At 73.5% G+C, this 25,007-nt stretch carries 20 protein-coding genes; 7 read left to right on the top strand and 13 right to left on the bottom strand.

Features of this window, described 5'->3' with window-relative positions; genetic code table 11:
* Positions 1–246: 246 nt before the first annotated feature.
* Entirely contained in the window at positions 247–3,138 is a 2,892-nt protein-coding gene (locus tag ACSNOB_RS10380) for a glycoside hydrolase family 48 protein (protein WP_436686427.1), read from the bottom strand.
* A gap of 988 nt (positions 3,139–4,126) precedes the next feature.
* Between ACSNOB_RS10380 and ACSNOB_RS10375 the strand changes: the two genes are divergently transcribed.
* Entirely contained in the window at positions 4,127–5,620 is a 1,494-nt protein-coding gene (locus ACSNOB_RS10375; RefSeq protein WP_436686402.1) for a GH1 family beta-glucosidase, read from the top strand.
* Between the two features lie 105 nt (positions 5,621–5,725).
* On the opposite strand, the gene ACSNOB_RS10370 is transcribed toward ACSNOB_RS10375, so the two are convergent.
* Complete coding sequence (locus ACSNOB_RS10370; protein ID WP_436686401.1) at positions 5,726–6,571, bottom strand: helix-turn-helix transcriptional regulator; 846 nt, start codon at positions 6,569–6,571, stop codon at positions 5,726–5,728.
* Between the two features lie 99 nt (positions 6,572–6,670).
* Between ACSNOB_RS10370 and ACSNOB_RS10365 the strand changes: the two genes are divergently transcribed.
* Both ACSNOB_RS10365 and ACSNOB_RS10360 read left to right on the top strand, forming a co-directional pair.
* Positions 6,671–7,396, top strand: coding sequence for an SDR family oxidoreductase (locus tag ACSNOB_RS10365; RefSeq protein WP_436686400.1), 726 nt, complete (start codon positions 6,671–6,673; stop codon positions 7,394–7,396).
* A 202-nt stretch (positions 7,397–7,598) separates the two neighbouring features.
* A complete protein-coding gene (locus ACSNOB_RS10360) occupies positions 7,599–8,588 on the top strand; it encodes a helix-turn-helix domain-containing protein (RefSeq protein WP_436686399.1) in 990 nt (329 codons plus the stop codon).
* A gap of 109 nt (positions 8,589–8,697) precedes the next feature.
* On the opposite strand, the gene ACSNOB_RS10355 is transcribed toward ACSNOB_RS10360, so the two are convergent.
* The 3 genes from ACSNOB_RS10355 to ACSNOB_RS10345 form a co-directional block, all read right to left on the bottom strand.
* Positions 8,698–9,120, bottom strand: a complete 423-nt coding sequence (locus tag ACSNOB_RS10355) for a roadblock/LC7 domain-containing protein (protein WP_436686398.1) — start codon at positions 9,118–9,120, stop codon at positions 8,698–8,700.
* Positions 9,117–11,633 (bottom strand): nitrate- and nitrite sensing domain-containing protein, encoded by a 2,517-nt coding sequence (locus ACSNOB_RS10350; RefSeq protein WP_436686397.1) that lies wholly within the window; start codon positions 11,631–11,633, stop codon positions 9,117–9,119. The genes ACSNOB_RS10355 and ACSNOB_RS10350 overlap by 4 nt, the downstream gene beginning before the upstream one ends.
* 100 nt (positions 11,634–11,733) lie before the next feature.
* A complete protein-coding gene (locus ACSNOB_RS10345) occupies positions 11,734–13,113 on the bottom strand; it encodes an FGGY family carbohydrate kinase (RefSeq protein WP_436686396.1) in 1,380 nt (459 codons plus the stop codon).
* A gap of 255 nt (positions 13,114–13,368) precedes the next feature.
* On the opposite strand from ACSNOB_RS10345, the gene ACSNOB_RS10340 reads away from it, so the two are divergent.
* Positions 13,369–15,318, top strand: coding sequence for a chorismate-binding protein (locus ACSNOB_RS10340; RefSeq protein ID WP_436686394.1), 1,950 nt, complete (start codon positions 13,369–13,371; stop codon positions 15,316–15,318).
* An 85-nt stretch (positions 15,319–15,403) separates the two neighbouring features.
* On the opposite strand, the gene wrbA is transcribed toward ACSNOB_RS10340, so the two are convergent.
* Complete coding sequence (wrbA, locus tag ACSNOB_RS10335) at positions 15,404–16,021, bottom strand: NAD(P)H:quinone oxidoreductase (RefSeq protein ID WP_393104040.1); 618 nt, start codon at positions 16,019–16,021, stop codon at positions 15,404–15,406.
* 112 nt (positions 16,022–16,133) lie between these two features.
* Here wrbA and ACSNOB_RS10330 point away from each other — a divergent pair, with 112 nt between their 5' ends.
* Positions 16,134–16,622 carry an N-acetyltransferase family protein gene (locus ACSNOB_RS10330; RefSeq protein ID WP_436686393.1) on the top strand — a complete coding sequence of 163 codons (489 nt, stop codon included), beginning with the start codon at positions 16,134–16,136 and terminating at the stop codon, positions 16,620–16,622.
* A gap of 176 nt (positions 16,623–16,798) precedes the next feature.
* Here ACSNOB_RS10330 and ACSNOB_RS10325 read toward each other — a convergent pair whose 3' ends face one another.
* The 3 genes from ACSNOB_RS10325 to ACSNOB_RS10315 form a co-directional block, all read right to left on the bottom strand.
* On the bottom strand, positions 16,799–17,167 hold the full coding sequence (locus tag ACSNOB_RS10325) for a DUF3037 domain-containing protein (RefSeq protein WP_393104036.1): 369 nt from the start codon (positions 17,165–17,167) through the stop codon (positions 16,799–16,801).
* Entirely contained in the window at positions 17,164–17,922 is a 759-nt protein-coding gene (locus ACSNOB_RS10320; protein ID WP_436686392.1) for a HipA family kinase, read from the bottom strand. The genes ACSNOB_RS10325 and ACSNOB_RS10320 overlap by 4 nt, the downstream gene beginning before the upstream one ends.
* Positions 17,923–17,990: 68 nt before the next feature.
* Entirely contained in the window at positions 17,991–18,386 is a 396-nt protein-coding gene (locus ACSNOB_RS10315) for a DUF4190 domain-containing protein (protein WP_436686391.1), read from the bottom strand.
* A 129-nt stretch (positions 18,387–18,515) separates the two neighbouring features.
* Between ACSNOB_RS10315 and ACSNOB_RS10310 the strand changes: the two genes are divergently transcribed.
* Together ACSNOB_RS10310 and ACSNOB_RS10305 are read left to right on the top strand one after the other, a co-directional pair.
* Positions 18,516–19,625, top strand: coding sequence for a winged helix DNA-binding domain-containing protein (locus tag ACSNOB_RS10310; RefSeq protein ID WP_436686390.1), 1,110 nt, complete (start codon positions 18,516–18,518; stop codon positions 19,623–19,625).
* 184 nt (positions 19,626–19,809) lie between these two features.
* A complete protein-coding gene (locus ACSNOB_RS10305) occupies positions 19,810–20,544 on the top strand; it encodes a YsnF/AvaK domain-containing protein (RefSeq protein ID WP_436686389.1) in 735 nt (244 codons plus the stop codon).
* 61 nt (positions 20,545–20,605) lie between these two features.
* Here ACSNOB_RS10305 and ACSNOB_RS10300 read toward each other — a convergent pair whose 3' ends face one another.
* From ACSNOB_RS10300 to ACSNOB_RS10285, 4 genes are read right to left on the bottom strand one after another with little or no spacing between them, the layout of a single operon-like run.
* Positions 20,606–21,811 carry an ABC transporter ATP-binding protein gene (locus ACSNOB_RS10300; RefSeq protein WP_436686387.1) on the bottom strand — a complete coding sequence of 402 codons (1,206 nt, stop codon included), beginning with the start codon at positions 21,809–21,811 and terminating at the stop codon, positions 20,606–20,608.
* Between the two features lie 9 nt (positions 21,812–21,820).
* A complete protein-coding gene (locus ACSNOB_RS10295; protein WP_393104024.1) occupies positions 21,821–22,654 on the bottom strand; it encodes a carbohydrate ABC transporter permease in 834 nt (277 codons plus the stop codon).
* Position 22,655: 1 nt separating this feature from the next.
* Complete coding sequence (locus ACSNOB_RS10290) at positions 22,656–23,654, bottom strand: carbohydrate ABC transporter permease (protein WP_436686386.1); 999 nt, start codon at positions 23,652–23,654, stop codon at positions 22,656–22,658.
* A gap of 46 nt (positions 23,655–23,700) precedes the next feature.
* Positions 23,701–24,990, bottom strand: a complete 1,290-nt coding sequence (locus ACSNOB_RS10285) for an ABC transporter substrate-binding protein (RefSeq protein ID WP_436686384.1) — start codon at positions 24,988–24,990, stop codon at positions 23,701–23,703.
* Positions 24,991–25,007 lie beyond the last annotated feature (17 nt).

The raw sequence follows: 25,007 nt of genomic DNA, 5'->3' as shown, positions 1-25,007 counted from the left end.
GTGACGTACGTTACTCCGTCGCGGTCCCGCGCGTGATCCCGCGAGACCTGTTTTTGCGGGCTTTTTCGCGCCCGTTGCGTATCCGGGTGGTGGGGTGGGCCGGTCCGCTCCGCTGCGTCGGCCGAAGGGCCGGCCCACCCCGGCCTGACCGTGGGAGTCAGGCCGTCCGCCGACCGGGCTCATGTTCCCCCTCGCCCGGTCGGCCTCCGGGTGGGCGAGCGGCGCCGCCCACCCGGAGGAGCTGGTTCAGCCGTTGGGGAACAGCTTGCCGTAGTCGGCGTACGCCATGGCGACGTCGGCCTGGGCCCAGAACCGGTGGTAGTTGAACTCCGGCTCGGGGCCGCCGTTGAGGTACGCCTGGACCTTCGGCCAGGCCGGGTCGTTCTTGTAGAAGGAACGGATGTCGACGAAGCTCTTGCCGGCGGCGATGGCGTCACCGTTGGGCATCGTCCCCGTCCAGCCCGGCGGCACGTAGAGGCCCTGGCCGGTGCCGGCGTCGTAGACGTCGTCGAAGCGGCGGTAGTCGCCGCGCTTCTCGGTGGTGGAGACGCCCTGGGCGTCGCTGGCGGCGTGCAGGGCGTCCAGCAGCCCCTTGGCGGTGTCCTTCGCCGCCACGTTGCCCGACTTGGCCGCGTACGCGATCAGGGTCCGGGCGTAGGCGGCGGCGACGCCGACGTCCTGGCCCTTCACGGTGACCTCGACGTGCAGGTTGGTGTTGGGCTGCGGGTTGGTCGGGTTCCAGGTGGTCGGCTGGCCGGTCCACTTCATGTCCGACGGGATCGACCAGTTGGTGCCCAGCGTGGTGTTGGCGATCGCCCACGGCACCCACTTGTCCAGCAGCGCCTTGGCCTTGGCGTTGCCGGTCTGCAGGTAGAGCTCGGCGATGCGCTGCATCGACCAGGCCTGCATGCCGAACCACTGGTTCGACGGCGGGTCGTTGTAGACCGGGTCGACGTCGTAGTACATGCCGTAGAAGGTCGACGTGCCGGCCGGGGGCTGGCCGTAGTTGCCGCCCCAGCTGTTGGTGGCGCCGCCGGCGATGCCGCCCTCGGCGGACTGGAGCCAGGTGTAGAACTCCAGCTGCCGCTCGAAGCTCTTGGTCCAGTCGGCGACGGCGGTCGGCGACTTCGGCTTCAGCTCGTTGACGTTGGTCAGCGCCCACGCCGCGAACGGGTTCTGGTAGCCGAAGTGGTTGTGGCTGGAGCCGATGCGCCACGACCAGTTCTGGTTCGGCTCGTACGCGCCGCCCCAGGCGTAGTACCAGGACATCAGGTAGTGCGCCGAGTCCTTGCCGGTGCCCGCCGGGCAGGCGCTGGCGCCGACGCAGTTGCCGATCTTCTTGAAGTACTTGTCGAACATGGCGTAGCGCAGGTAGTCGCCCATCTTGGCGGCCTTGGCCACGGTGGCCGCCACGTCGGCCGCCTTGCCCTGCTCCTTGGCCCAGGTCAGGGCCCAGTAGGCGGCCTGCACGGCGCGGGCGTCGGCGTCCGGGGCGTTGGTGTACTTCCACTGCTTCGCCGGGGCGTTGGCCTCCTTGATGAACAGGTCGAGGTAGCCGTACCGGCCGCCGTGGGCGAAGGTGTCGCAGGACGGCTGCGGCACGGTCTCCCACACCGACTCCTGGGTGCCCCGCTGGAAGGTGTTGATGTACGTCGGGCGGCTGGTGCCGTCGCCGCAGCGGCCGAAGCCGTAGGTGTTGTCCACGTCGAGCAGCCAGTGCATGCCGTAGATGTCGCCGGTGCCGTAGGTGGACTGCAGCTCGCTGCGCAGCGGGTCCTGCCCGACCGGCACGGAGGGCTCCAGTTGGGACGGGTACTGGCTGGGCAGGTCGTGCTCGGCCGCGTACTGCGGGGTGCCGGCGGCGCCCGCGCTCGGCTGGTCGGCGTGCGACGGGATGATGTACTTCTCCATGACCGTCCAGGCGTTGTTGAACGGCGCCCAGTTCTGGGTCACCCGCCCGTAGTTGGCCTCCAGCCAGAGCCAGAAGCTGAACGCCTCCGAGGTGGTCTCGTGGCCGTGGTCGGGCGCCTCGACGATCAGCGTCTCGATGGAGTGGTACGGCACGCCCTCGGGGCTGAAGTAGCCCGAGTTCTTGATCTTGCCGTACTGGTCGAGGAACCGCTTGACGTAGGTGTTGTCCCCGCCGCCGTTGTCGTTGTCGACCTCGGTGGCGGTGATCGCCAGCGGCGCGTAGCCGGTCGCCGAGGCGGTGACGGTGGCGGTGCCGCCGAGCGTGTCGGCGTCCTCCACCGCCGCGACGGTCACGTTCACCCCGGTGTTCCAGTTGCTCGGGGTCAGCGTCACCGAGGCCGGCGCGACGGTGATGTCGGCGTCCCCGGTGCGGGCGAGGGAGACCGGGACGTTGGCGGTCGGCGCGGCGCTGAGCTTGAGGTTGACCGCCGAGCTGCCGCCCTCGCTCACGCTCACCGCCGACGGGGTGGCGACCAGCACCGGCCCGGACGCCGCCGTGACGGTGAAGGACTTCTCCGCGGTGGCGCTCAGGTTGGCGTTGTCGTACGCCTTGGCCTGCACGGTGTACGCGCCGGCCGGCAGGTCCTCGAGGGTGTAGCCGTACGGGGCGGTGGTGTCGGTGTTGACCAGCAGGCCGTTGCGGTAGAACTCGACCTTGCTGATCGTCCCGTCCGGGTCGCTGGCCGTGGCGGTCAGCGGCACGTCGGCGGGGGCCTCGAACGGGCCGGCCGGCACGCTGAGCCCGACCGTCGGCGGCTGCTGCTGGGTGCCGCCGCAGGTCACCCCGTTGACGGAGAACGAGGTGGGCTTCGGGTTGCTGCCGCCGTGCGATCCGTTGAAGCCGATGCTGGTCGAGGCGCCGGTGCCGAGGCTGCCGTTCCACGACTCGTTGGTGGCGGTGACCTCGTTGCCGGTCTGGCTCCACTTGGCCGACCAGCCCTGGGTCACCCGCTGGTCGCCGGGGAAGGCGAACTTCAGCGTCCAGCCGTTGATCGGGTCGCCGAGGTTCTTGATGGTGACGTTGGCGGTGAAGCCGTTGTTCCAGTCGCTGGTCGCGTAGACCACGTCGCAGGCCGGGGCGGCCTGGGCGGCACCGGCCGGCAGGGTCACCCCGCCGACGGCGAGCGCGGTGGCGGCGACCATCGCCAGGCGGCGACGTCTTGCCAGATGTCTCATGAGCGCGGTGTCTCCTCGGACCTGGCCGGGGACGAAGGCCCCGGCGGGGCGCCTGCCCACGAAGGGGGATTCCAGGCGCCCGGGGATGGTGGTCGACCCCGGCCCGGGCCGGGGTTACGGCGGGCGGCGCCCCTGCGGGGGCTGCGCCGGCCGCGTCGGGTGCCGTACCGGAGACACCGGCTGCCCTCGGCCACCCACGGTTCGCGCGATCTGGCTCCGCGTCGCGGTGGCGTCAGTGTGCCATGCATGGAAGCGCTCCCACAATGGCGCGGACACACGGAGCAGTCACTTGTTTCGATCTCGTTTTGGGTCTTTCACAAAGCCGTGACGGGCGTTACAGTCGCAGCATCGTCGATGGGAGCGCTTCCATCGACAGGGTTCCAACTGGAAGATCACCCGGGGTTCGTCCGACGGAGCCCGGGGAGTCAGCCCGAGGGCTGACGGCGGGCCAGCCCGGACGCCGCCGTCAGCCGTCATCCCGCCAACGTGGAGGGAGGTGGATCCTCAAGCCACTCGCGTGGCCCGGCTCCCGCGCGACACGCACGACAGGACGCCAATTCCGCCCGTGCGTGTGCAGCAACGGTGGGGACGGGGGTTGCCCTCCCCCGTCCCCACACTAAACCCCCTTGCACGATGGGAAAAGAGGCCGACGGGACTGGCCGTGTCGCCCTTCCGACCGGCCTCGTCCGCTGTCCGGCCGCACCGCCCACCCGGCGACGTCCCGCCACCGGCGACCCGCCGGCGCGCCGATCCCGCGGCACCCCGCACGGCCGGCCGTCCCGCGCCGGCGCGCCACCGCGCGCCCCGCCCCGCACCGCCGCCCACGGGCGCACGCCGCACCCCCCTCCCACCATCTCCGAGCGCCGTCGCACCGGCCGGCACCGACCGGATCGGCCGGCGGCGACCGGTTGGCGGCTCCTGGCTATGCTGGGAGCGCTCCCGGCCCGGCGGTGGCCACGCAACCCACGAGGAGAACCCCATGTCGATGCTCACCCGGCGGCGGCTGCTCCGCCACGCCGCGATCTCCGCCACCGCCAGCGCCGCCACCGGCACCGGGCTGGGCGCCGCCGCGACCACCGCCGCCACCGCCGCCGCGGTCGCCGGCTGCGCCGACCAGGACGAGAGTCCCGCGCCGCGCACGGCGGACACGCCCGCCGGCGACCTGCGTTTCCCGCCGGACTTCGGCTGGGGCGCGGCCACCTCGGCGTACCAGATCGAGGGCGCGGCCAAGGAGGACGGCCGGGGCGAGTCGATCTGGGACACCTTCAGCCGTACGCCGGGACGCACGCGCAACGGCGACACAGGCGACGTCGCGGCCGACCACTACCACCGGTACGCCGAGGACCTCGACCTGATGCGCGACCTCGGCCTGCGCAGCTACCGGTTCTCCATCTCCTGGCCCCGCGTGCAGGCCGACGGCGCCGGCGCCCCCAACCAGCGCGGGCTCGACTTCTACCGCCGGCTGGTCGACGGGCTCCACGAGCGGGGCATCGCCCCGATGGCGACGCTGTTCCACTGGGACCTGCCACAGGCCCTGCAGGACGCCGGGGGCTGGGAGTCGCGCGACGTCGCCCACCGCTTCGCCGACTACGCTGAGATCGTCTTCCGCGCCCTCGGCGACCGGGTGCCGGTCTGGCTGACCGTCAACGAGCCGAAGACGGTGGTACAGAACGGCTACCTCTGGGGACACCACGCGCCGGGCCGGCAGGACCCGGCCGCCGCGTACCTGGTCGCCCACCACCTCCAGCTCGCCCACGGGCTCGCCGTCGCGGCGCTGCGCGCCACCGGCCCCGGCCGGATCGGCCCGGCCCTCAACCTGCACCCCTGCTACCCGGCCGACGCGTCGCCCGAGGCGGCCCGCGCCGCCCGGCTCTACGACGGCTACGAGAACCGCCTCTACCTCGACTCGATCCTCACCGGCCGCTACCCGCAGGACGTGCTCGACGACCTCGGGCCCGACAGCCGGATGGTGCGCGGCATCCGCGACGGTGACCTGGCCACCATCTCCGCGCCGGTGGACCTGCTGGCCGTGCAGTACTACACGCCGTACTACGTCACCCCCGACGGCGACACCACCCGGCGCTGGCCCACCTCGGAGGCCGACTGGCAGCAGATCTACCCCGAGGGCATGTACGACATCCTGACCCGGGTGACCCGCGACTACGGCCCGATCCCGCTCACCGTCACCGAGAACGGGCTGCCCACCCCGGACGTGCTCGGCGCCGACGGCACGGTCGACGACGCCGGGCGGATCGGCTTCCTACGTGACCACCTCGCCGCCGCCCACCGGGCCGTGGCCGCCGGCGTGCCCCTGGAGAGCTTCCACGTCTGGTCCCTGCTGGACAACTTCGAGTGGGCCGAGGGGTACGACCAGCGCTGGGGTCTCGTCTACGTGGACTACCCGACCCAGCGGCGCGTGCTCAAGCGCAGCGCGCACTGGTACCGCCAGGTCATCGCCGCCAACGGCCTCTGACCGCGACGGCGCCGCACCAGCCGGCGGCCGGACGGGCCGCCGCGCCGGTGGGCGGCCTCGCGGCGGGCCCGCCCGGCTGCGCGCTGACGGCGACGTCCGCGTCGGTCAGCTCGCCGACGCCGTCCGCCAGTCAGCCCCGATGACGCCGAGCAGCCGCAGCGCCTCGGCCGACCGGCCGCCCGACGCGGTGTGCAGCACGAGCCGCTGCCCGCCCCCGGCCAGCTCCAGCACCTCGCGGTCCAGCGCCAGCTCGCCCACGGCCCGGTGGGTCAGCACGATGCGGTCCGGGGCGTCGCGCACGCAGACCCCGTGGTCCCGCCAACGGCGGTCGAACTCGGGGCTGTCGGCGCGGAGCCGGGCCAGCAGCCGCCCCAGGGCCGGATCGTCCGGGTAGCGGCTGGCCGCCGCGCGCAGGTCCGCCACGCACCGCGCGGCCACGGCCACCGCGCCGGCCTGGTCGAGGACCGGGCCCGGCAGGCCCCGGAACATCCGCCAGGCCAGGTTGCGCTCGTCCGGCGCCCAGTCGTCCGGGTCGCCGAGCACGGCCACCGCCAGCGAATTCCAGGCGAGCAGCTCGTACCGGGCGTCGATGACGTAGGCGGGGGTGTCGGTGAGCCGGTCGAGCAGGTGCCGCAACCCGTGCGGCACGACGTCGTCCGGGCGGGCCGGCGGGTCGGGCACCTCGCCGGCGAGGCGGAACAGGTGCGCCCGCTCGGTCGGATAGAGCAGCAGGGCGCGTCCCAACGCGGCGAGCACCTGCCGGGACGGCCGCGGCGCGCGGGCCTGCTCCAGTCGGTTGTAGTAGTCCACCGAGATCGCGGCGAGCTGGGCGACCTCCTCCCGACGCAGCCCCGGGGTGCGGCGACGTGTGCCGGGGGGCAGGCCGACCTCCTCCGGACGCACCCGGGCGCGTCGGCTGCGGAGGAAGTCGGCGAGCAGGGCGCGATCCATCCCACCATGATGCCGCCCCCACGAGCGCCATCCAGGGACCGCCGGTCCCTGGATGGCCGGTGCCTTCCCGGCCCCGACCGCGTGCCGGAGGGTTGCGGCATGAGCGCAGAGGTCGCCCTCGTCACGGGGGCCAACAAGGGAATCGGGTACGAGATCGCCCGCGGGCTGGCCGCGGCGGGGTTCCGGGTGCTGATCGGCGCCCGGTCGGCGACGCGGGGCCGGGAGGCGGCCGAGAAGCTCGCCGCCGAGGGGTACGACGTGTCGACGGTGCGGTTGGACGTCACCGACCCGGAGTCGGTGAGCGCCGCCGCGCACACCGTCGAGCGGGCCCACGGCCGGCTCGACGTGCTGGTCAACAACGCCGCGGTGCTGCTCGACTTCGGGGTCGCCCCCAGCGCCGCCCCGATCGAGGCGGTGCGCGCCACCTTCGAGACGAACGTGGTCGGGGTGGTGGCGGTGACCAACGCGCTGCTGCCGCTGCTGCGCCGCGCACCGGCCGGACGGATCGTCAACCTGTCCAGCGGGCTGGGCTCACTGACCCTCGCCACCGATCCGACGTCGTCCAACTCCCGGATGCCGATGGTGGCCTACAACGCCTCGAAGAGCGCGGTCAACGCGGTGACCGTCTGCTACGCCAACGAGCTGCGGGAGACACCCATCAAGGTCAACGCGGCCGACCCCGGCTACTGCGCCACCGACATGAACGGCGGCGAGGGCGACCGCACCCCCCGCCAGGGGGCGTCGGTCGCCATCCGGCTGGCGACCCTGCCGGCCGACGGGCCGAGCGGGGGTTACTTCGACGAAAACGGGCCGCTGCCCTGGTGAGCGGTCGGCGACGCGCCGGCCGTCCCGTGGGGCGGGCCGGTGCGTCGCCGGCGGCGTGGCGCCCGTCCGCGCAGGCCGGCTCACCGCCCGCTGGCCACCCACCACCCACGACGGCGCCGTGGCGGCCACCGGTCGGTCACCTCGTTGCGCCCGGACAACTTCCACCCGGCACCCGTGAGTACGATCCCCGGGATCGGCGTACGTGAGGGTGGGTGACGGGGTGCTGCCATGCCAGGTCCTCGACACGTCGCTGCTTCCGCCACGCGACCGGTTCGCCTGCTGGTACGAGGTGATCGAGCAGGAGGCGGCTCCCAGCGTCATCAGCAGCCCCCACCTGGACGACTTCCTCGCCGAGGCCAAGAGCGTGGACCTCGGGACCGTGAAGCTCGCCGCCCTGCGCTATCCCACCCTGCACACCAGGCGAACCTCGAGGCTGGTACGCACGAGCCAACCGGACACCTACCAGTTCGTGCTGACGACGACCGGGGACAGCGCCATCAACCAGGACCGCAACCAGTCGGCCGTCGCACCGGCATCGTTCACGTTCCTCGACAACTGCCGCCCGTTCGTCGCTCGCCACCTCTCGACCGGGCCGGAACTCGCCGGGTCCGTCTCCGTCGTGATCCCGCACCAGGCGCTGCCGCTGCCGGCGAACAAGGTCCGCCGGTTGCTCGCCACGTCGATCCCGTCCGACACCGGCATGGCCGCGCTGCTCGCCCAGTTCGTGCGTCGCCTCGTGACGTACCCGGAGCAGTACGACGCCTCCGACGCCGTCGTCCTGGGCGCGATGACGATGGATCTGGTGGCCGGCACGCTGGCCCACCGGCTGGACGCTCCCGAGATCCTGCCGAACGAGGTCCACCAACGCACCCTGCGCGTACGGATCCGGGACTTCGTCGAGAGGCACCTCGACGATCCGGAGTTGACCCCGCGCGCGATCGCGGCCGCCCACCACATCTCCCTGCGGTCGCTGCACCGGCTGTTCGAGGACGAAGACGTCACGGTCGCGGAACTAATCCGGCGGCAGCGGCTGGAACGCTGCCGGCGGGACCTCGCCGCCCCGCTGGTGGCGGGGCAACCGATCCACGTCATCGCCGCGCGGTGGGGCTTTACCGACAAGGCCCACTTCAGCCGACTCTTCCGGGCGACCTACGGCATTTCGCCCCGGGACTACCGCGAGCGGAACCGCTGACGCGGGCACCCGCGCCGGCCGTGCGGCGGCGCTCACCAGCGGGCGTCGGCGCGACACCGGCGGGAGCCGCCACCGCACCGTCGACGGCGCGCCGGCGCACGGCCCGGCGTCAGCGGGGCAGGGCCTGCTGCAACTCCGCCCGCAGCGCCGGGGTCAGCATCTCCCCCGCCTGCTTGGCCAGCCGCGCCATCTCGTAGCCGACCACGCCGATGTCGGCGTCCGCGCCGGCCAGCGTGGCCAGGATGGACCCGTCGCGCACCTGCATGACCAGGAAGTATCCGCGTCCCATCTCGACGACGGTCTGCTTGACCACGTCCCCGTCGAACATCTGCGCCGCGCCCGCGGTGATGCTCATCAGCCCCGACGTCACCGCGGAGAGCTTGTCGGCGTGGTCCCGGGGCAGATTGTCGGAGATCGCCACCAGCAGGCCGTCGGAGGAGACGACGATGGCGTGCGCCACCCCCGGCACCCGCTGCGCAAAGGCGCTGACCAGCCAGCTCAGGTCGCGGGCCTCCTGGCTCAACGTCGTCATCGATCTCCCCCTTCGGTGCGCACGCCGCCGGGCGGCAAGAATATCTCGGTGGTGTCCTCGGCTTCGGCCCGCCGGACGCCGCTGTAGAGCCGCGACAGCATGCCGCCGACCGCCTCCGGGTCCGGGTCGTGGCGTACCGCGGGCTGCTCCGGCCGCGCCGACCGGGTGACGGCGGAGAGCTGGGCCATCGGCACCCGTACGGGCAGTCCGCGGGCGTTGGTCCCGCCGGTCACCGGGACGGCGGGCGGGGTGGGCGAGGTCTCCCGCGCGGGGGCTGGCGCCGGCCCCTGACGGGACCACCAGCCTCCCCCGGCCGGCACGGTCGATCCGCCCGCCGGCGCCAGCACGTCCTCCGCCCGCACCGGGACCGGCCGCGCCTGGCGGGGCGCGACGGCCTCCGGGCGCCGCCCGGCCACCGGCATCTCGTCCGGGGCCGGCGCGCCGGCCCAGGCCACGGCGGCGACCGCGGAGGTCAGCATCCGCGCCGGGGACGCGTCCGCCTCGGTCGGCGCCGATGGGGCCAGCAGGTCGCCGGGGAGCCGGATCCGGGCGACGAGGCCGGCGGTCGCACCGGCGCGCAACCGCACCTCGACCCCGAGCCGGGCGGCCAGGTGGCTGACCACGAACAGGCCCATCCGCTCGACGGTCGCCACGTCGGCGGCCGGCGGCGTGGCGAGGACGGCGTTCGCCTCGGCCAGGGCGGACGGGCTCATGCCGAGGCCCTCGTCGGTGATCTCGACGACCGCTCCCGCGCCGTCGGCGCACGCGGTGACCACCACCACCGTGTCGGGGCGGGAGAACGAGGTGGCGTTCTCCAGCAGCTCGGCGAGGACGTGGACCAGTTCACCGACGGCGTGCCCGACGATGTGCAGGTCGGCCACCGCCTCGTGGCGCACCCGCTGGTACTGCTCGATCTCGGCGCTGGCGGCGAGCAGCACCGCGCCGAACCCCACCGGCCGGTTCCACCGGCGGGTCGACTCGGTCCCGGCCAGCACCAGCAGGCTGTCGTCGTTGCGCCGCATCCGGGCGGCCAGGTGGTCGAGCTTGAACAGGTTCTCCAGCTGGTCCGGGTCGCTCTCCTCGCGTTCCAGGTCGTCCAGCAGCTCCAGCTGGCGTTCGACGAGCACCTGACTGCGCCGCGCGAGGTTGACGAACATCGCGTTGACGTTGCGTCGCGTGGTGGCCTGCTCCACGGCGACGCCGACCGCGCTGCGGTGCACCGCGACGAACGCCTCGGCCAACTCGCCGATCTCGTCGAGCGAGCGGACCACCGCCGGCGGGACCTCGATGGTGGGGACGCCGCCGGTCACGGTGCGGAGCCGGTCCAGGGCGTCCGGCAGCTCGACCTGGGCGATCCGCAGGGCCTGGCCGCGCAGCAGCCGCATGGAGCGGGCGATGGACCGGCCGACCAGGACGGAGATGAGCAGGGCCACCAGCAGCACCGCGACGATCACACCGATGACCAGCAGCGTGGTCCGCAGCTGCGCGGCGCTCACCTCGTCGGCCTGGCGTACGGCGTCGTCGAGCACCGACGCCTCGACCTGGCGCAGCAGCTCCTGGCGCTGCTCGCTGGCCGCCCACCACTGTGGAGCGGGCAGCACGGCCGGCGGGGCGGCGCCGGTCGGCAGGCTCTGCTCCTCCAACCGGGCGGCGGCCAGGAACGCGGGGTCGGCGGCGATCTCGTCGTAGCGGCGGATCTGCGCGGTGGTGGCGGCGACCCGGAACGCGCCCAGCGCGGTGAGTTGCTGGGCTCGCAGGTCGGTGAGGACCACCTGGTCCTCCACGCCGTACCGGCCGGACCGGGCGGCCTCGTAGAGCTGGGCGCGGACCCGGGAGGAGAGCTCCTTGACCCGGGCGAGCTGGACGTAGCGCAGCACCGCGTCGCTGAGGGCGGGCTGGTCCTCGCCGGGCGACGGCTCGGCGAGGAGGCTGAGCAGCGCGTCGACGGCCCGGTGGTAGTTGCTGAGGATGGTGTCGCTGCCCAGCACCGCCGGGGGGATCGCAGCCCGGATGTAGACGACCTGCTGGTACGCCTCCAGCACCTCCGAGTACGCGACCCGCCAGGACGCGTCGGCGTCGGCCAGCGGCTCCGCCGCCCGGCGCAGCTCGCGCAGGGCCTGGTCGGTCGCGCTCTGCAACGGTTTCAGCGCGATGATGGCCGCGTCCCGGTCGGCGCCCGCGCCGCTGCGCCGCAGCTCGCTCAGCTCACCGGCGGCCCGGTCCCGCTCCTGCTGGAGCTGGTGCACCAGCGCCGTGATCTCCCGGCCGATGCCCACCTGCCGGGCGAAGTCGCCGAGCGCGGTGGTCTGCCCGACCAGGGCCCGGGTCTGCACCCCGGCCAGCACCAGGAACGCCACCGAGGGGATGACCAGCACGGTGGCGAGCTTCGTGCGCATCCGCCAGTCCCGCAACCGGAACGGCGAGCGGCGGCGGTGCGGGACGACCCGGACGTCGAACCGGCGCCGGCGGTGGTGGGGCACCGCGCCCCGCGCCGGGTCCGGACCTGCGCCCACACGTGCCTCCTACGTCCCCTCGCGTCCGCCGCGAGCCGGGGAGCGGAGTCCATCCAATCAGGCCCGCGAGCTGTGTCAACGGGCCGGGCTGAGGTGCGACTCAGGAGGGTGAGGCGGTCTCGTCCGTCCGGCCGATGTCGGCGAGCCGGGTGGCGTCCCCGATGCGCCCCAGCGCGATCAGCGCCGCGCCGCTCGCCCCGACCTCCGGGTCGCGCCCGTGCCACACGGCCCGGGGCGCGAGCGCCGCGGCGAACGCCGCGCGCCACCAGGGCGAGGCGGTCATGGCTCCCCCGCCGAGCACCACCTCGACCGGCTTGTCGACGGTGGACTCCAGCACGGCGAGGTCGTCCGCGACGAGGTCGCACAGGCCGCGCATCAGCCCGGCCAGGATCTCCACGGCCGTGGTGCCGAAGCTCAGCCCCCGCAGCTCGCCCGAGCCGGCCGGGAGCAGGCCCGGGGGCCGGTCCCCGCCGAACCGCACGTTCACCGGCAGGCCGCCGTCGAGCGGCAGCCGGGACAGCGCGGCGTCCAGCTCGGCGCCCGCGGGCAGCCGCAGCTCCCGGTCGGCCCACGCGAAGAGGTTGCCGCCGGAGGAGTACGCGGCGCCGGTCACCACGTGGTCGTGGTCGACCCGGTAGCGCCAGAGCGTCTCGGGCAGCGCGGGCAGTTCCTCGCCCGCCGGAACGCGCTGCACCAGCCGGACCGCCGCCGACGTGCCCACGGTCACCGCGGCCCGGTCCGGCTCGACGCAGCCGGAGCCGACGTTCGACGCCGCGCCGTCGCCCACCGGGCAGGCCCAGGGCGCGTCGGTCAGCTGCGGCCAGCGCCGCGCGTACGCGGGGCGCAGCCGGCCCCGCCACCGCGTCGGGGCCAGCTCCGGCAGCTCGTCGGGGCGGCTGCCGGCCAGCGCGCAGGCCTCGGCGTCCCAGGTGAGCGTCCGCAGGTCCAGCAGGCCCGTGCCGGACGCCTGGGAGATCGACATGGGGGCGGAGTCGAGCAGCTCGCCCAGCACGTACTCGGCCAGGCCGGCGAACCGGGCGATCCGCGTGCCGGTCTGCTCCCGCAGCCAGGGCAGCCGCATCGACCAGTAGCAGCGGTGCCACCACGCGCCCGTGCGCTGGTGGAACGCGTCCGGGTCGGCCGGGCCCGTCGCCCCCGGCAGCGCCTCCGGGCGGGTGTCCAACCAGGTCAGCACCGGCCCGAGGGGCACGCCGTCGGCGCCCAGGGGGACCACCGAGTGCCACTGCGCGGAGGTCGCCACCAGGGACACGTCGCGCAGGTGCCCGCCGGCGGCCAGCTCGTCCAGGCAGTCGGTCAGGCAGGCCAGGTAGCCGGGGCCGTCCAGGGTGCCGGTGCCGTCGTCGTGCACGACGAGACTCACCCGGCGCCGGGCCAGCGCGCCGGGCAGCGGCCGGGCGTCCGCGTCCAGCACGAGCCCGCGTACCGAGGAGGTGCCCAGATCGAGCGCGAGAATGTTCATCGCGGGTCAAGTTACCCGCTGCGCCGCGGCCCGGCGTCCCAGCGGGTGGGCCGTACGCCCGATCGGCTTCCCGGCGTGCGGGCGGGCCGCGTAGGGTGATCCCATGCTCGCGCACCTGTCCTGCTGGTGGCCCGCCGACCCGGCGGCCATCCCCCGCGCGTAGCTTCCCACGCGGCCGCCCGACGAGGCGGCCGCCGGTCTCTCTCCGGCCCCCCCGGTCGCCCCGCCGGGCGGCGCCCGGCCCGAGGAGACCCGATGACCCACCTGACCGAGCTGCTGGCCGCCGTCGCCGCCGGCGTCGACCCCGGCCCCTTCGCGCTCGTGCGGCGCGAGGGCGCCGACCACCTGGAGCTGTTCACCGGCACCGTACGCGCGGTGCCTCGCCTCGCCGACATCCCACTGCCCGACGCGGGGCCCGGCCCACGGACGCTGGCGCTGGTGCCGTTCCGACAGGTCACCGAGCGGGGCTTCGCCTGCGTCGACGACGGCGCCCCGCTGGAGTGCCTGGAGATCGCCCGGCACGAGCGGATCGATCTGGTCGAGGCGCTCGCCGCGCTGCCCGACGTGCCGGTGCGCACCGCCGACGCCGGCTTCGACGTCAGCGACGACGCCTACGCGGCCACCGTCGGCCGGGTGCTCGCGGAGGAGATCGGGCGTGGCGAGGGCGCGAACTTCGTCATCCACCGCTGTCTGCGCGCCACCGTCGAGGGGCCGCCGCTGGTCGCCGCGCTCGCCGCGCTGCGTCGGCTGCTGTCGGGCGAGCGCGGGGCGTACTGGACCTTCGTGGTGCACACGGGCACCCGGATCCTGGTCGGGGCCAGCCCGGAACGGCACGTCAGCGTCGACGACGGCCTGGTCATGATGAACCCGATCAGCGGCACCTTCCGGCACACCGGCGCGGACGCCGACCGGGACGCGCTGCTGCGCTTCCTCGCCGACCCCAAGGAGGTCGAGGAGCTGTACATGGTGCTCGACGAGGAGCTGAAGATGATGGCCACCGTCGCCGAGCACGGCGGCCAGGTGGTCGGGCCGTACCTCAAGGAGATGTCCCATCTCGCGCACACCGAGTACCTGCTCGCCGGCCGGGGCACGAAGGACGTGCGGGAGGTGCTGCGGGAGACGATGTTCGCGCCCACCGTCACCGGCAGCCCGATGGAGAACGCCTGCCGGGTGATCGCCCGGCACGAGCACACCGGGCGGCGCTACTACGCCGGGGTGCTGGCGCTGCTCGGGCGCGACGAGGCCGGGCGGCAGACCCTGGACGCGCCGATCCTGATCCGTACCGCCGAGATCTCCCCCTCCGGTGAGTTGCGGGTGCCGGTCGGGGCCACCCTGGTCCGGCACTCCACGGCCGCCGGCGAGGTGGCCGAGACGCACGCGAAGGCGGCGGGCGTGCTCGCCGCGCTGGGGCTGGGCCCGCAGGCGCCCGCGTCCGGCGCGCGCCCGCCGGTACGCCTCGCCGACGACCCGGAGGTCCGCGCGGCGCTGGCCGCCCGCAACGCGCCGCTGGCCCGTTTCTGGCTGGACCAGCGCGCCGCGGACGCGCCCGGCCTGCCCGGGCTGGACGGTCGGCGGGTGCTCATCGTCGACGGCGAGGACACCTTCACCGGGATGCTGGCCCACCAGTTGGGCGCGCTGGGCCTGGCCGTGACGCTGCGGCCGTGGCACGCCCCCGGTGCCGTGGCCGGATTCGACCTGGTGGTGGTCGGTCCCGGCCCGGGCGACCCGGGGAGCACGACCGCGCCGAAGATGCTCGCGATGCGCGGTCTGCTGGCCGGGCTGCTCGCCGAGGGCCGGCCGACCCTGGCGGTCTGCCTGGGCCACCAGCTGCTCTGCGGCCTGCTCGGGCTGGCGCTGCACCGCCGGGACGCCCCCTACCAGGGGCTCCAGCGGGAGGTGGAGGTCTTCGGCGCGCGTCGCCGGGTGGGCTTCTACTCGACGTTCACCGCCCGCGCGGACGCCGACCGGCTGTCGACACCGTACGGGCCGGTGGAGGTGGCGCGGGACGGCGCGGACGGCGCGGTGCACGCGCTGCGCGGACGGGGTGTCGCAGGCGTGCAGTTCCACCCCGAGTCGGTGCTCAGCCCGGACGGCCTGGCGGTCCTCGTCGACCTGCTGGCCGGGCTGCTGCCGGCGCCGGCCGGGGAGCTGTCGGCGCCGGCCGGGGAGCTGTCGGCGACCACCGGGGCGGCCGAGGGCGCATAGTCGCGCCGCACGGGGGTAGGGCTGGGGGCGACCGGCGGTCCGGACGGGCCGAGAGCCCCCGCCCGGGCCGCCGGTCGCCGCCGGCTCAGCCGGCCAGGCCGGCCTTCAGGGCGGCGCCGATCTGGACCGCCCGGCGGACGGTCAACGCGGTGGCGCCGAGGGCGATGCTGTCCGGCGCGATCTCCCCGTTGTTGCTGGTGTGCGAGGCGCCGTAGGGGTTGCCGGCGACGAACTGGCTGGCGTCGGTGTAGCCGGGGGTGACCACGACCCCGCCCCAGTGGTAGAAGACGTTGAACATCGACAGCAGGGTCGCCTCCTGGCCGCCGTGGGAGGTGGCCGTGGTGCAGAACGCGGAGTAGACCTTGTTCGCCAGGGCGCCCTGCGACCACAGCGGCCCGGTGGTGTCCATGAACTGCTTGAGCTGGGCGGCCATCACGCCGTACCGGGTGGGCGTCCCGAAGATCACCACGTCGGCCCAGGAGAGGTCGTCCAGCTGCACCTCGGGGACGTCCTGGGTTTCCAGGCGGTGCGCCTGCCAGCCGGAGTTGGAACGGATCGCCTCGTCCGGCGCCAGCTCGCGCACTTTGCGCAGGCGTACCTCGGCGCCGGCCTCACCGGCGGCCTCGCACGCCGCCTGCGCCATCTGGTACGTGATGCCGGTCGCGCTGTAGTAGATCACCGCGACCTTGATCTGGGCAGCCATCAGGTGTTTCCTCCCTCATGTCGGGTCAGCTCCGGCGACTACCCGGCACCCGCGTCGACAAACGGCCGGCGCCCGGCTGCGCCCGTGCGCCGGCGTGAGCGATGCTGGGGCCATGCTGATCAGAGCCGCCACCGCCGACGACTGGCCGCGGATCTGGCCCTTCCTGCGCGAGATCGTGGCCGCCGGGGAGACCTACACCTGGCCCCGTGACGTCGACGAGGCGCGGGCCCGGACGATGTGGCTGGTGCCGCCGCAGGGTCGCGCGGTGGTCGCCGTCGATCCGGACGGCACGGTGCTCGGCTCGGCGAAGCTGGTGCCCAACCAGCTCGGGCCGGGAGACCACGTCGCCAACGCGAGCTTCATGGTCTCGCCGGCCGCCGCCGGGCGCGGGGTGGGGCGCGCGCTGGGCGAGCACGTGCTGGCGCTCGCCCGCGCGGAGGGCTACCGGGCCATGCAGTTCAACGCCGTGGTGGCGACGAACACCCGGGCGGTGGCGCTCTGGCGGTCGTTGGGATTCGAGGTGGTCGGCCGGGTGCCGGAGGCGTTCCGGCACCCGACCGAGGGCTTCGTCGACCTGCTCGTCATGCACCGGCGGCTCTGAGCCGCGACCCACCCGCCGGGCCTCAAGAGTTCCGCAAGTTTCGATGCGATCGGGTGCCGGTCCGGGCGCCGACCGGGGATCCTGGTCCCACCGGCGGCCGCCGCGCCGGTGGGCCTGAACGGGGGATCGCGCTCCGCCGGCAGCGTGGCTGGCGTAGCGCGATCAGGAAGGGCGGCTCAGCGGACCAGCGCGTCCATCAGCCGCTCCAACTCGGCCGCCGGGTCGGCGGTCAGCCCGGTGTGTACCGGCCCGGTCTGGATCATCGTGCTGCGCGGGGCGGCCAGCCAGCGGAACCGCTCCCCCAGGCGCATCCCGCCCGACGGGCCGTCGCCGGCGCACGTCCGGTCCCAGGAACGCAGCACCGCCGCCACCGCGTCCAGGTCGACCTGCGGGGCCAACGCCCGCACCCGGCCGGCGTCCAGATGGGTACGCACTCCCAGGAAGTCCCGCTGCTGGCAGTAGAGCAGCACGCCGACGTTGACCTGCTCGCCGCGTTCCACCCGGGGCACCAGCCGGACGACCGCGTACTCGAACGGTTCCCTCACGCGGCGCTCCCCTGCGGCAACCAGTCCCCGGTGCGCGCGACCCGGCGGGCCAGGTGGTCCACGTACGCCGCGCGGGCCGCGTCGGCGGAGTCGAAGTCGACGCCGGTCAACCAGCTCTCGGGCACCAGGGCCAACACCTCGGCCAGCAGCTCCCGGGTCACCCGCGGGGCCAGGTCGGCGTCCGCCTCGGCCAACCGCCCGGCGTAGGGCGCCAGCACGTGGTCGTCGGCCCGGTACGGCCGGTGCACCGCCGCCTCGGCCCGCGGCCAGTTGTGGTGGAAGTACAGCGACGCGCCATGGTCGATCAGCCAGAGTTCGCGGTGCCAGACGAGCAGGTTCGGGTTGCGCCAGCTGCGGTCGACGTTCTCCACGAAGGCGTCGAGCCAGAGCACCCGGGAGGCGAGCGCCGGCTCGACGGGGTGCGCGACCGGGTCGTAGCCCAGCGCGCCGGGCAGGAAGTCCATGCCCAGGTTGGCGCCGCCGCTGTTGCGCAGCAGCTCCTGCACCTCCTGGTCGGGCTCGGCCCGCCCGATCACCGGGTCGATGTCGAGCACCACCAGCGGCGGCACCGCCAGGCCCAGCCGGCGGGCCAGCTCGCCGCAGATCACCTCGGCGACCAGCGCCTTGGGCCCCTGCCCGGCGCCCCGGAACTTCGCCACGTACGTGCCGAGGTCGTCGGCCTCCACCACGCCGGGCAGCGAGCCGCCCTCACGCAGCGGGGTGACGTACCGGATTCCGGTGACCTCGCGGAGCACGGGACCACCCTAGTCGCACGCGGGTGGGCCGGGCCGGGTGACCCGGCCCCACCGCGGTGGCCCGACGGTCAGTTGTCGAGCCGGTCGCGCAGGTCGTCGACCTCCTGCTGGATCCGGTCCACGGCGCCCTCGTCGTTGAGGAAGGTGGTGATCCCGGCGGCGAAGCCCAGTCCGATCAGCACCGCCAGGGCGCTGAGCACCAGGCCGCCGATCGCCACGCCCCGGCCGGTCACCCCGGGCCGTCGGGCCATCTTGAGCCCGACGATGCCCAGGATCACGCCGATGATGCCGAGCAGCAGGCCGATCCAGGACAGGATCACGGTCAGCACGCTGATCAGCGCGGCCACCCCGAAGACCAGTGCGAAGGCGGCGGCGGCGCTGGTCTTCGCCGACGTGCCGGCCCCGGCCTCGCCGGACCGCAACGGTACGGCGCCGCGCCGGGACGGCTCACTGGACGCAGTCATGTCGCTCCCTCCACGCGCACCGTTGCGCGTACCTCGCGGGCGCTTTCCCACTGCGGCCGCCCTTATGCGCGATCGACGGGTCGGTGGGCGGTCCTAGGCTGGCCGCCGACCTCTTGTGAAGGGAACCCGATGACGGTGAACCTCGGCGGGCGCGAGGCGCTCGCGCTGCGGATGACCAGCCTGCTGCTCCGCCCGCACCCGACCGCCGACCCGGGCGGGGTGGCCGACGTGGTGGAGTGGTTCGGGGCCATGCAGGCGCAGGATCTGGCCAGCGGCATGTGGTCGCTCGGGGTGCGGCTGCCCACGCTCGGCCACGACGACGTGCACGCCGCGCTGGAGCGCCGGGAGGCGCTGCGCACCTGGCCGATGCGGGGCACCGTGCACCTGGTGCCGCCCCGCGACGCCCGCTGGATGCTGGAGCTGACCGGCGTACGCTCGCTGACCGCCGCCGCCACCCGCCGCGCGCAACTCGGGCTGACCGAGGCCGACGCGGACCGCGCGGTCGACGTGCTCGGCGCCGCGCTGGCCGGCGGCACCCGGCTCACCCGGGCGCGGTGCCTGGACGCGTTGGAGACGGCCGGGATCGGCACCGGCGGCCAGCGCGGCTACCACCTGCTCTGGTACGCCAGCGTGCGCGGCGTCACCTGCCTCGCGCCGAACGTCGGCACCGAGCAGACCTTCGCCCTGCTCGACGAGTGGGCGCCCGCGCCGCGCCGGCCCGAGCGGGACGAGGCGCTGGCCGTCCTCGCCCAGCGGTACGTGCGGGGCCACGGCCCGGTCACCGCCCGGGAGTTCGCCGGCTGGACGGGGCTGACGCTCACCGACGCGCGCCGGGGTCTCGCGGCCGCCGGCGACGCGCTGGCGACGGTGCGGGTCGACGGGGAGGAGGCACTGGTCGACGCGGCCCTGCTGGACGCGCCGCGCGAGCCGGTCGACGACCTGCTGGTGCTGCCCGGCTTCGACGAGTACCTGCTGGGCTTCAAGGACCGCTCGCTGATGCTCGACGCCGCGCACCGGGACGCGATCGTGCCGGGCGGCAACGGCGTGTTCCAGGCGACCGTCGTGCGCGGCGGCCGGGTGGTGGGCACCTGGAAGCGGTCCCTCGACGAGGCGGGGGTGACGGTCCGGGTGTTCCCGCTGGTGCCCTTCGACCGGCGGACCCGGGACCGGGTGGAGGGCGCGCTGAGCCGGTACGCCGACTTCCTGGCCCGGCCGCTCCGCATCGCCTGGCCCGACTGACTCCGGTGCGCGCTCCGCGGTGCCGCTGTCCCGGCAGCCACACCGGCCCCGGTGGCCCCGCCGACCCCGCCGCTCGCGGCATCCGCCCGCGCCCGGCGGCTGCTCCTATTCATCGGCCGGCGGACGAATCCGCTCCCACCGGCCGGGTATCCGGCCCCTGACACGAGAGGGAGGTAGACGACCGATGAAGCTCAACGCACAGCAGGCCAACTCGCTGTACGGACAGGACGTCAAGGACCGCTCGGGGTCGAAGATCGGCAGTGTGGGTCAGATCTGGACCGACGCCACCGGTGAGCCGACCTGGGTCAGCGTGAAGACCGGCCTGATGGGCCAGAAGGAGTCGATGGCTCCGCTGGACAAGGCCCGGATCACCGACAGCGGGCTGGCGGTCGACTACGACAAGTCGACGGTGAAGAACGCCCCCGCCGTGGACGCCGGCACCGACCAGCCGCTGGACACGGCGCAGATCGAGCAGCTCTACGCCCACTACCACCTGCAGCCGCAGGGCGCGCCGAGCGCCTCGCGGGGGCGGGCACCGGGCGCGGGCGAGGACCTGATCCGGTCCGAGGAGCGGCTCCGGGTCGGCACGGAGAGCCAGCCTGCCGGTACGGCGCGGCTGCGCAAGTACGTCGTCACCGAGGACGTGCACACCACCGTGCCGGTCGAGCACGACGAGGTGTACGTCGAGCGGGAGCCCATCGCCGCCGGCGACGCCCGTGGTGCCCGCGCGGACATCGGCGAGGCGGAGCAGGAGATGACCCTGCGCGCCGAGCGGCCCGTCGTCGCGAAGGACACGGTGCCCGTCGAGCGGGTCCACCTCGCCAAGGACGAGGTCGTCGAGCAGCAGCCCGTCGACGACCAGATCCGGCGGGAACGGGTCGAGGCGGACATCCCGGAGCCGGCCCGGCGACGTCGCTGACCGCTGACACGACACGGGGCGGGTGGGTCGGTGCGACCCCCCCGCCCCACGCGTCGTCGCGTCAGTCGGCGAGCGCTCCGGCCGCCCGGCCCTCGTGCAGGGTCAGGTTGCGGCCGTTCGAGGGGTCGAACAGGTGGATCTTCTCCAGGTTGAACCAGACCCGCCGGGACTGCCCCTCCTCGACCGGGGACTCGGCCGAGAGCCGGGTCACCAGGCTGGTGCCGCCGCCGCTGAAGTCCGCGCCCGCGTCGGCCGCCAACTCCTCCAGCTCGGCGGCGCTGGCGCGCTCCCCCTCGACGCTGAAGTAGACGTACTTGTCGGAGCCCATCGACTCGACGATGTCGACCGGCGCCTCGAACTCCAGGCCCCGGCGGCGGGTGTCGTCGTCGATCAGGGCGGCGTCCTCGAAGTGCTCCGGCCGGATGCCGAGGATCAGCTCGCGCGGCGCGTCGGCTCCCTCCAGCTCGCGCCGGATCCGCTCGCCGATCGGCACGTCGCCCAGCGCCGTGCGCAGCGTGCCGTCCTCGACCGCCGCGTGCAGGAAGTTCATCGACGGCGAGCCGATGAACCCGGCCACGAAGAGGTTGCGCGGGTGGTCGTACAGCTCCTGCGGCGGGCCGACCTGCTGCACCGCGCCGCCCCGCATGATCACCACGCGGTCGCCGAGGGTCATCGCCTCGGTCTGGTCGTGGGTGACGTAGACGGTGGTGGTGCCGAGCTGCTTCTGCAGGCGCGACACCACGGTGCGCATCTGCACGCGCAGCTTGGCGTCCAGGTTGGACAGCGGCTCGTCCATCAGGAACGCCTTCGGCTGCCGGACGATCGCCCGGCCCATCGCCACCCGCTGGCGCTGGCCGCCGGAGAGGTTCGCCGGCTTGCGGTCCAGCAGCGCGGTCAGCTCCAGGACCTTCGCCGCCTCCTCCACCTTCCGGTTGATCGTCTCCTTGTCCAGCTTCGCCAGCCGCAGCGGGAACGCCATGTTCTCCCGCACCGTCATGTTGGGATAGAGCGCGTACGACTGGAAGACCATCGCGATGTCGCGGTCCCGGGGGGCCTTGTCGTTGACCCGCTCGCCGCCGATGCGCAGCTCGCCGGAGCTGATGTCCTCCAGGCCCGCGATCATGTTCAGGGTGGTGGACTTCCCGCAGCCGGACGGGCCGACCAGGATCACGAACTCGCCGTCGGCGATCTCCAGGTCGACGTCCTGCACCGCCACGGTCCCGTCCGGGAACCTCTTGCTCACCTTGTCGAGCACGATGTCAGCCATGACTACCACCTATCCCTTGACTGCGCCGGAGGTCAGGCCGGAGACGATGCGGCGCTGGAAGAAGAGGACGAACAGGATGATCGGAATGGTGATCACCACGGCGGCGGCGCAGATCGCCCCGGTGGGGTCCTCGAATTGCGACTCGCCGGTGAAGAACGACAGCGCCACCGGCACCGTGCGGGCCCGCTCGGTGGAGGTCAGCGTGATGGCGAAGAGGAAGTCGTTCCAGCAGAAGATGAAGACCAGGATCGCCGTGGTGAACAGCCCCGGCGCGGCCAGCGGGGCGATGACCCGCCGGAACGCCTGGCCCTGCGTCGCGCCGTCCATCTTCGCCGCCTTCTCCAGGTCCCACGGAATCTGCTTGAAGAACGCCGACAGCGTGTAGATCGCCAGCGGCAGCGCGAAGGTGATGTACGGCAGGATCAGCCCCGGCCAGGTGTCGAAGAGGCCGAGCTGCCGCTCGATCTCGAACAGCGGCGACACCAGCGACACCTGCGGGAACATCGCGATCAGCAGGGAGACGCCAACCAGCAGCCGCTTGCCGGGGAAGTCCAGCCGGGAGATCGCGTACGCGGCCATGGCGCCGAGCACCACGGCGATGAGGGTGGCGATCAGGGCGATGCCGATCGAGTTGATCAGGGCCCGGACGAACTGGTCGGTGGAGAAGATCGTCCGGTAGTTGTCGAGCGTCCACTCCTGCGGGATGAACTTCCCGTCCGTCAGGGTCGCCGGCGTCTTGAACGACAGCGACATGATCCAGAGGACCGGGACCAGGGCGAAGACGACCACGATGGCGTCCAGCAGGCCCCAGCGCAGCTTGGCCCGGGTGGTGGTCTCAGCCATCTCAGCGCCTCTCCCCGTCGTCGCTGCCCGGGGCAGCGGTACCGAACAGCTTCACGAAGACGAAGGCGATGATCGCCACGGTGAGGAAGATCAGCACCGACATCGTCGACCCGATGCCGAGGTTCAGCCCCCGGATCAGGTTGTTGTAGGCGAGCATCGACACCGACGAGGTCTCGTTGCCGCCCGCGGTCAGCACGAAGATGTTGTCGAACACCCGGAACGCGTCCAGGGTGCGGAACAGCAGCGCGACGAGGATCGCCGGCTTCATCACCGGCAGCATCACCTTGGTGAACCGCTGCCACGCGGTGGCGCCGTCGGTGGAGGCGGCTTTGAGCAGGTCCTCCGGCACCAGCGCCAGGCCGGCCATGAGCAGCAGCGCCATGAACGGCGTGGTCTTCCAGATCTCGGCCAGCATGATGATCGCCAGCGAGCTGGCCCGCTCGGTCAACGGCGCGCCCTCGCTGAACAGGTTCGCCAGGTAGCCGGTTCCGGGCGTCCACGCGTACCGCCAGGAGAACGCCGCGACCACCGTGACGATGCCGTACGGGATCAGCGCGGAGGTCCGGACGAGGCCCCGGCCGACCAGCGTGCGGTGCATGATCAGCGCGAGCCCCATGCCGAGGACCAGCTCGATCGCGACGGTGACCACGGTGATCAGGGCGGTGACCCCGAACGCCGTCCACCAGAACTCGTTGGACAGCACCGTGGCGTAGTTCTCCAGCCCGACGAACTCGCGCTCGTCGGGGAAGCGCAGGTCGAAGCGCTGCAACGACAGCCAGACCGAGTAGAGGATCGGGTAGGCGGTCACCAGCACCATGACCAGCGCGGCGGGGGCGCAGAGCAGCCAGCCCAGCCGCCGCTCGGCCTTCTTGTTCTCGCTCAGCGGGGCCTTGCGGCCACCGCCGGCCCGCTGGGCCGGCACGGCGGCGTGCCGCCCGGACCGACCGGCGGTCTCCTCGGCGGTCACGTCGGCGCCCGCCGGGGTGGCGTTGACGCTCATGCCGCCACCTCCGGGCCGTCGGCGTCGAGTGGCCGGGCGCGCTCGCTCACGGCAGGACCCCCTTCGATTCGAGGGCGTCGGCGATGGCGCCGCGCAGCTCGTCGGCCGTCCGCTGCGGGTCGATGGCCGACGGCGGCGACAGGATCGCCGACATGACGGTGGAGATGCTCTGGTACGCGGGGGTCAGCGGCCGGACCGCCGGGTCCTTGAGCTCCTCGAGGATCGTCTCCCGCATCGGGTACGCCTCGGCCATCTCCGGGTCGTCGTAGACCTTCTCGATGGTCGGCGGCACGCCGTCGTTGATCGCGGAGAACTTCTGGTTCTTCTCGTTGCGGATGCACCGGGCCGCCTCGAAGGACTCCTCGGGGTGCTTCGAGTACGCGCTGACGGCCATGTTGACCCCGCCGATGGTGACCTTGCTCGGGGTGTTCTCGTCGATGCCGGGGATCCGCGCCCAGCCGACCTGCTTCGCCAGCTCCGGGTTGGCCTCCTGCATCGCCGGGTAGACGAACGGCCAGTTCACCTGGAACGCGCCGCTGCCGGACTGGAACTCCAGCCGGACGGGGTCCTCGGTGGCGTTGCTGAACGACGGCGACGTCACGCCCGACGTGGCGAACCGCTGGAGCTGCTCCAGCGCCCGGACGGCGCCGGCGTCCATCACGGCCTGCTCGCCGTCGTCGCTGAGGATCTTGCCGCCGGCGCTCTCGGCGAGGGTGTTGTAGAGGACCACGAGGCCCTCGTACTGGGCGCCCATGGTGAGCACCTGGTGGGCCTTGCCCTGCTGCTTCAGCTCCTGCGCCGCCGAGATCATCTGGTCCCACGTCTTCGGCGGCTCGGGCACGAGGTCCTTGCGGTACCAGAGCAGCTGCACGTTGGTGTTCTTCGGGGCGCCGTAGAGCTTGTCCTGATAGCGGGCCGTCTCCAGCGGGCCGGCGAGGGTGCCCTGTTCCACCTCGGCCTTGTCCTGCCCGGTCCACTCCCGGATCCAGTCGGCGCTGGCGAACTCCTGGGTCCAGGTGACGTCGAGGCCGAGTACGTCCATCCCGCTGTCCTGCGCGGCCAGCCGGCGGACCAGCTGCACCCGCTGGTCGTCCGCCTGCCGCGGCAGCACCCGATAGGCGATCTTGTAGCGCCCCTGCGCCTGCGCGTTGCAGTCGTCGACGACCTTCTGCAGGTTCTGCTCCGGCGGGTAGTACAGGTTGATCGTGGGCGTACCGCCGTCCCCGCCGGAACCGCAGGCGGCCGCCGTCGGCGCCACCAGCGTCAACGCCGCGGCCGCGGCCAGCGCGCGCACGCGTGGCCGCCTGCGGCGTCGGGCCTTGTCAGGGTCGCTCATCACCCCTCCCCTCGTGT

Origin of the sequence: Micromonospora sp. URMC 106 (assembly GCF_051386395.1) — a bacterium.
Taxonomy (GTDB): Bacteria; Actinomycetota; Actinomycetes; order Mycobacteriales; family Micromonosporaceae; genus Micromonospora.
The sequence above is the reverse complement of the archived record's forward strand: the minus strand, read 5'-3'. Positions and strand labels throughout refer to the sequence as shown.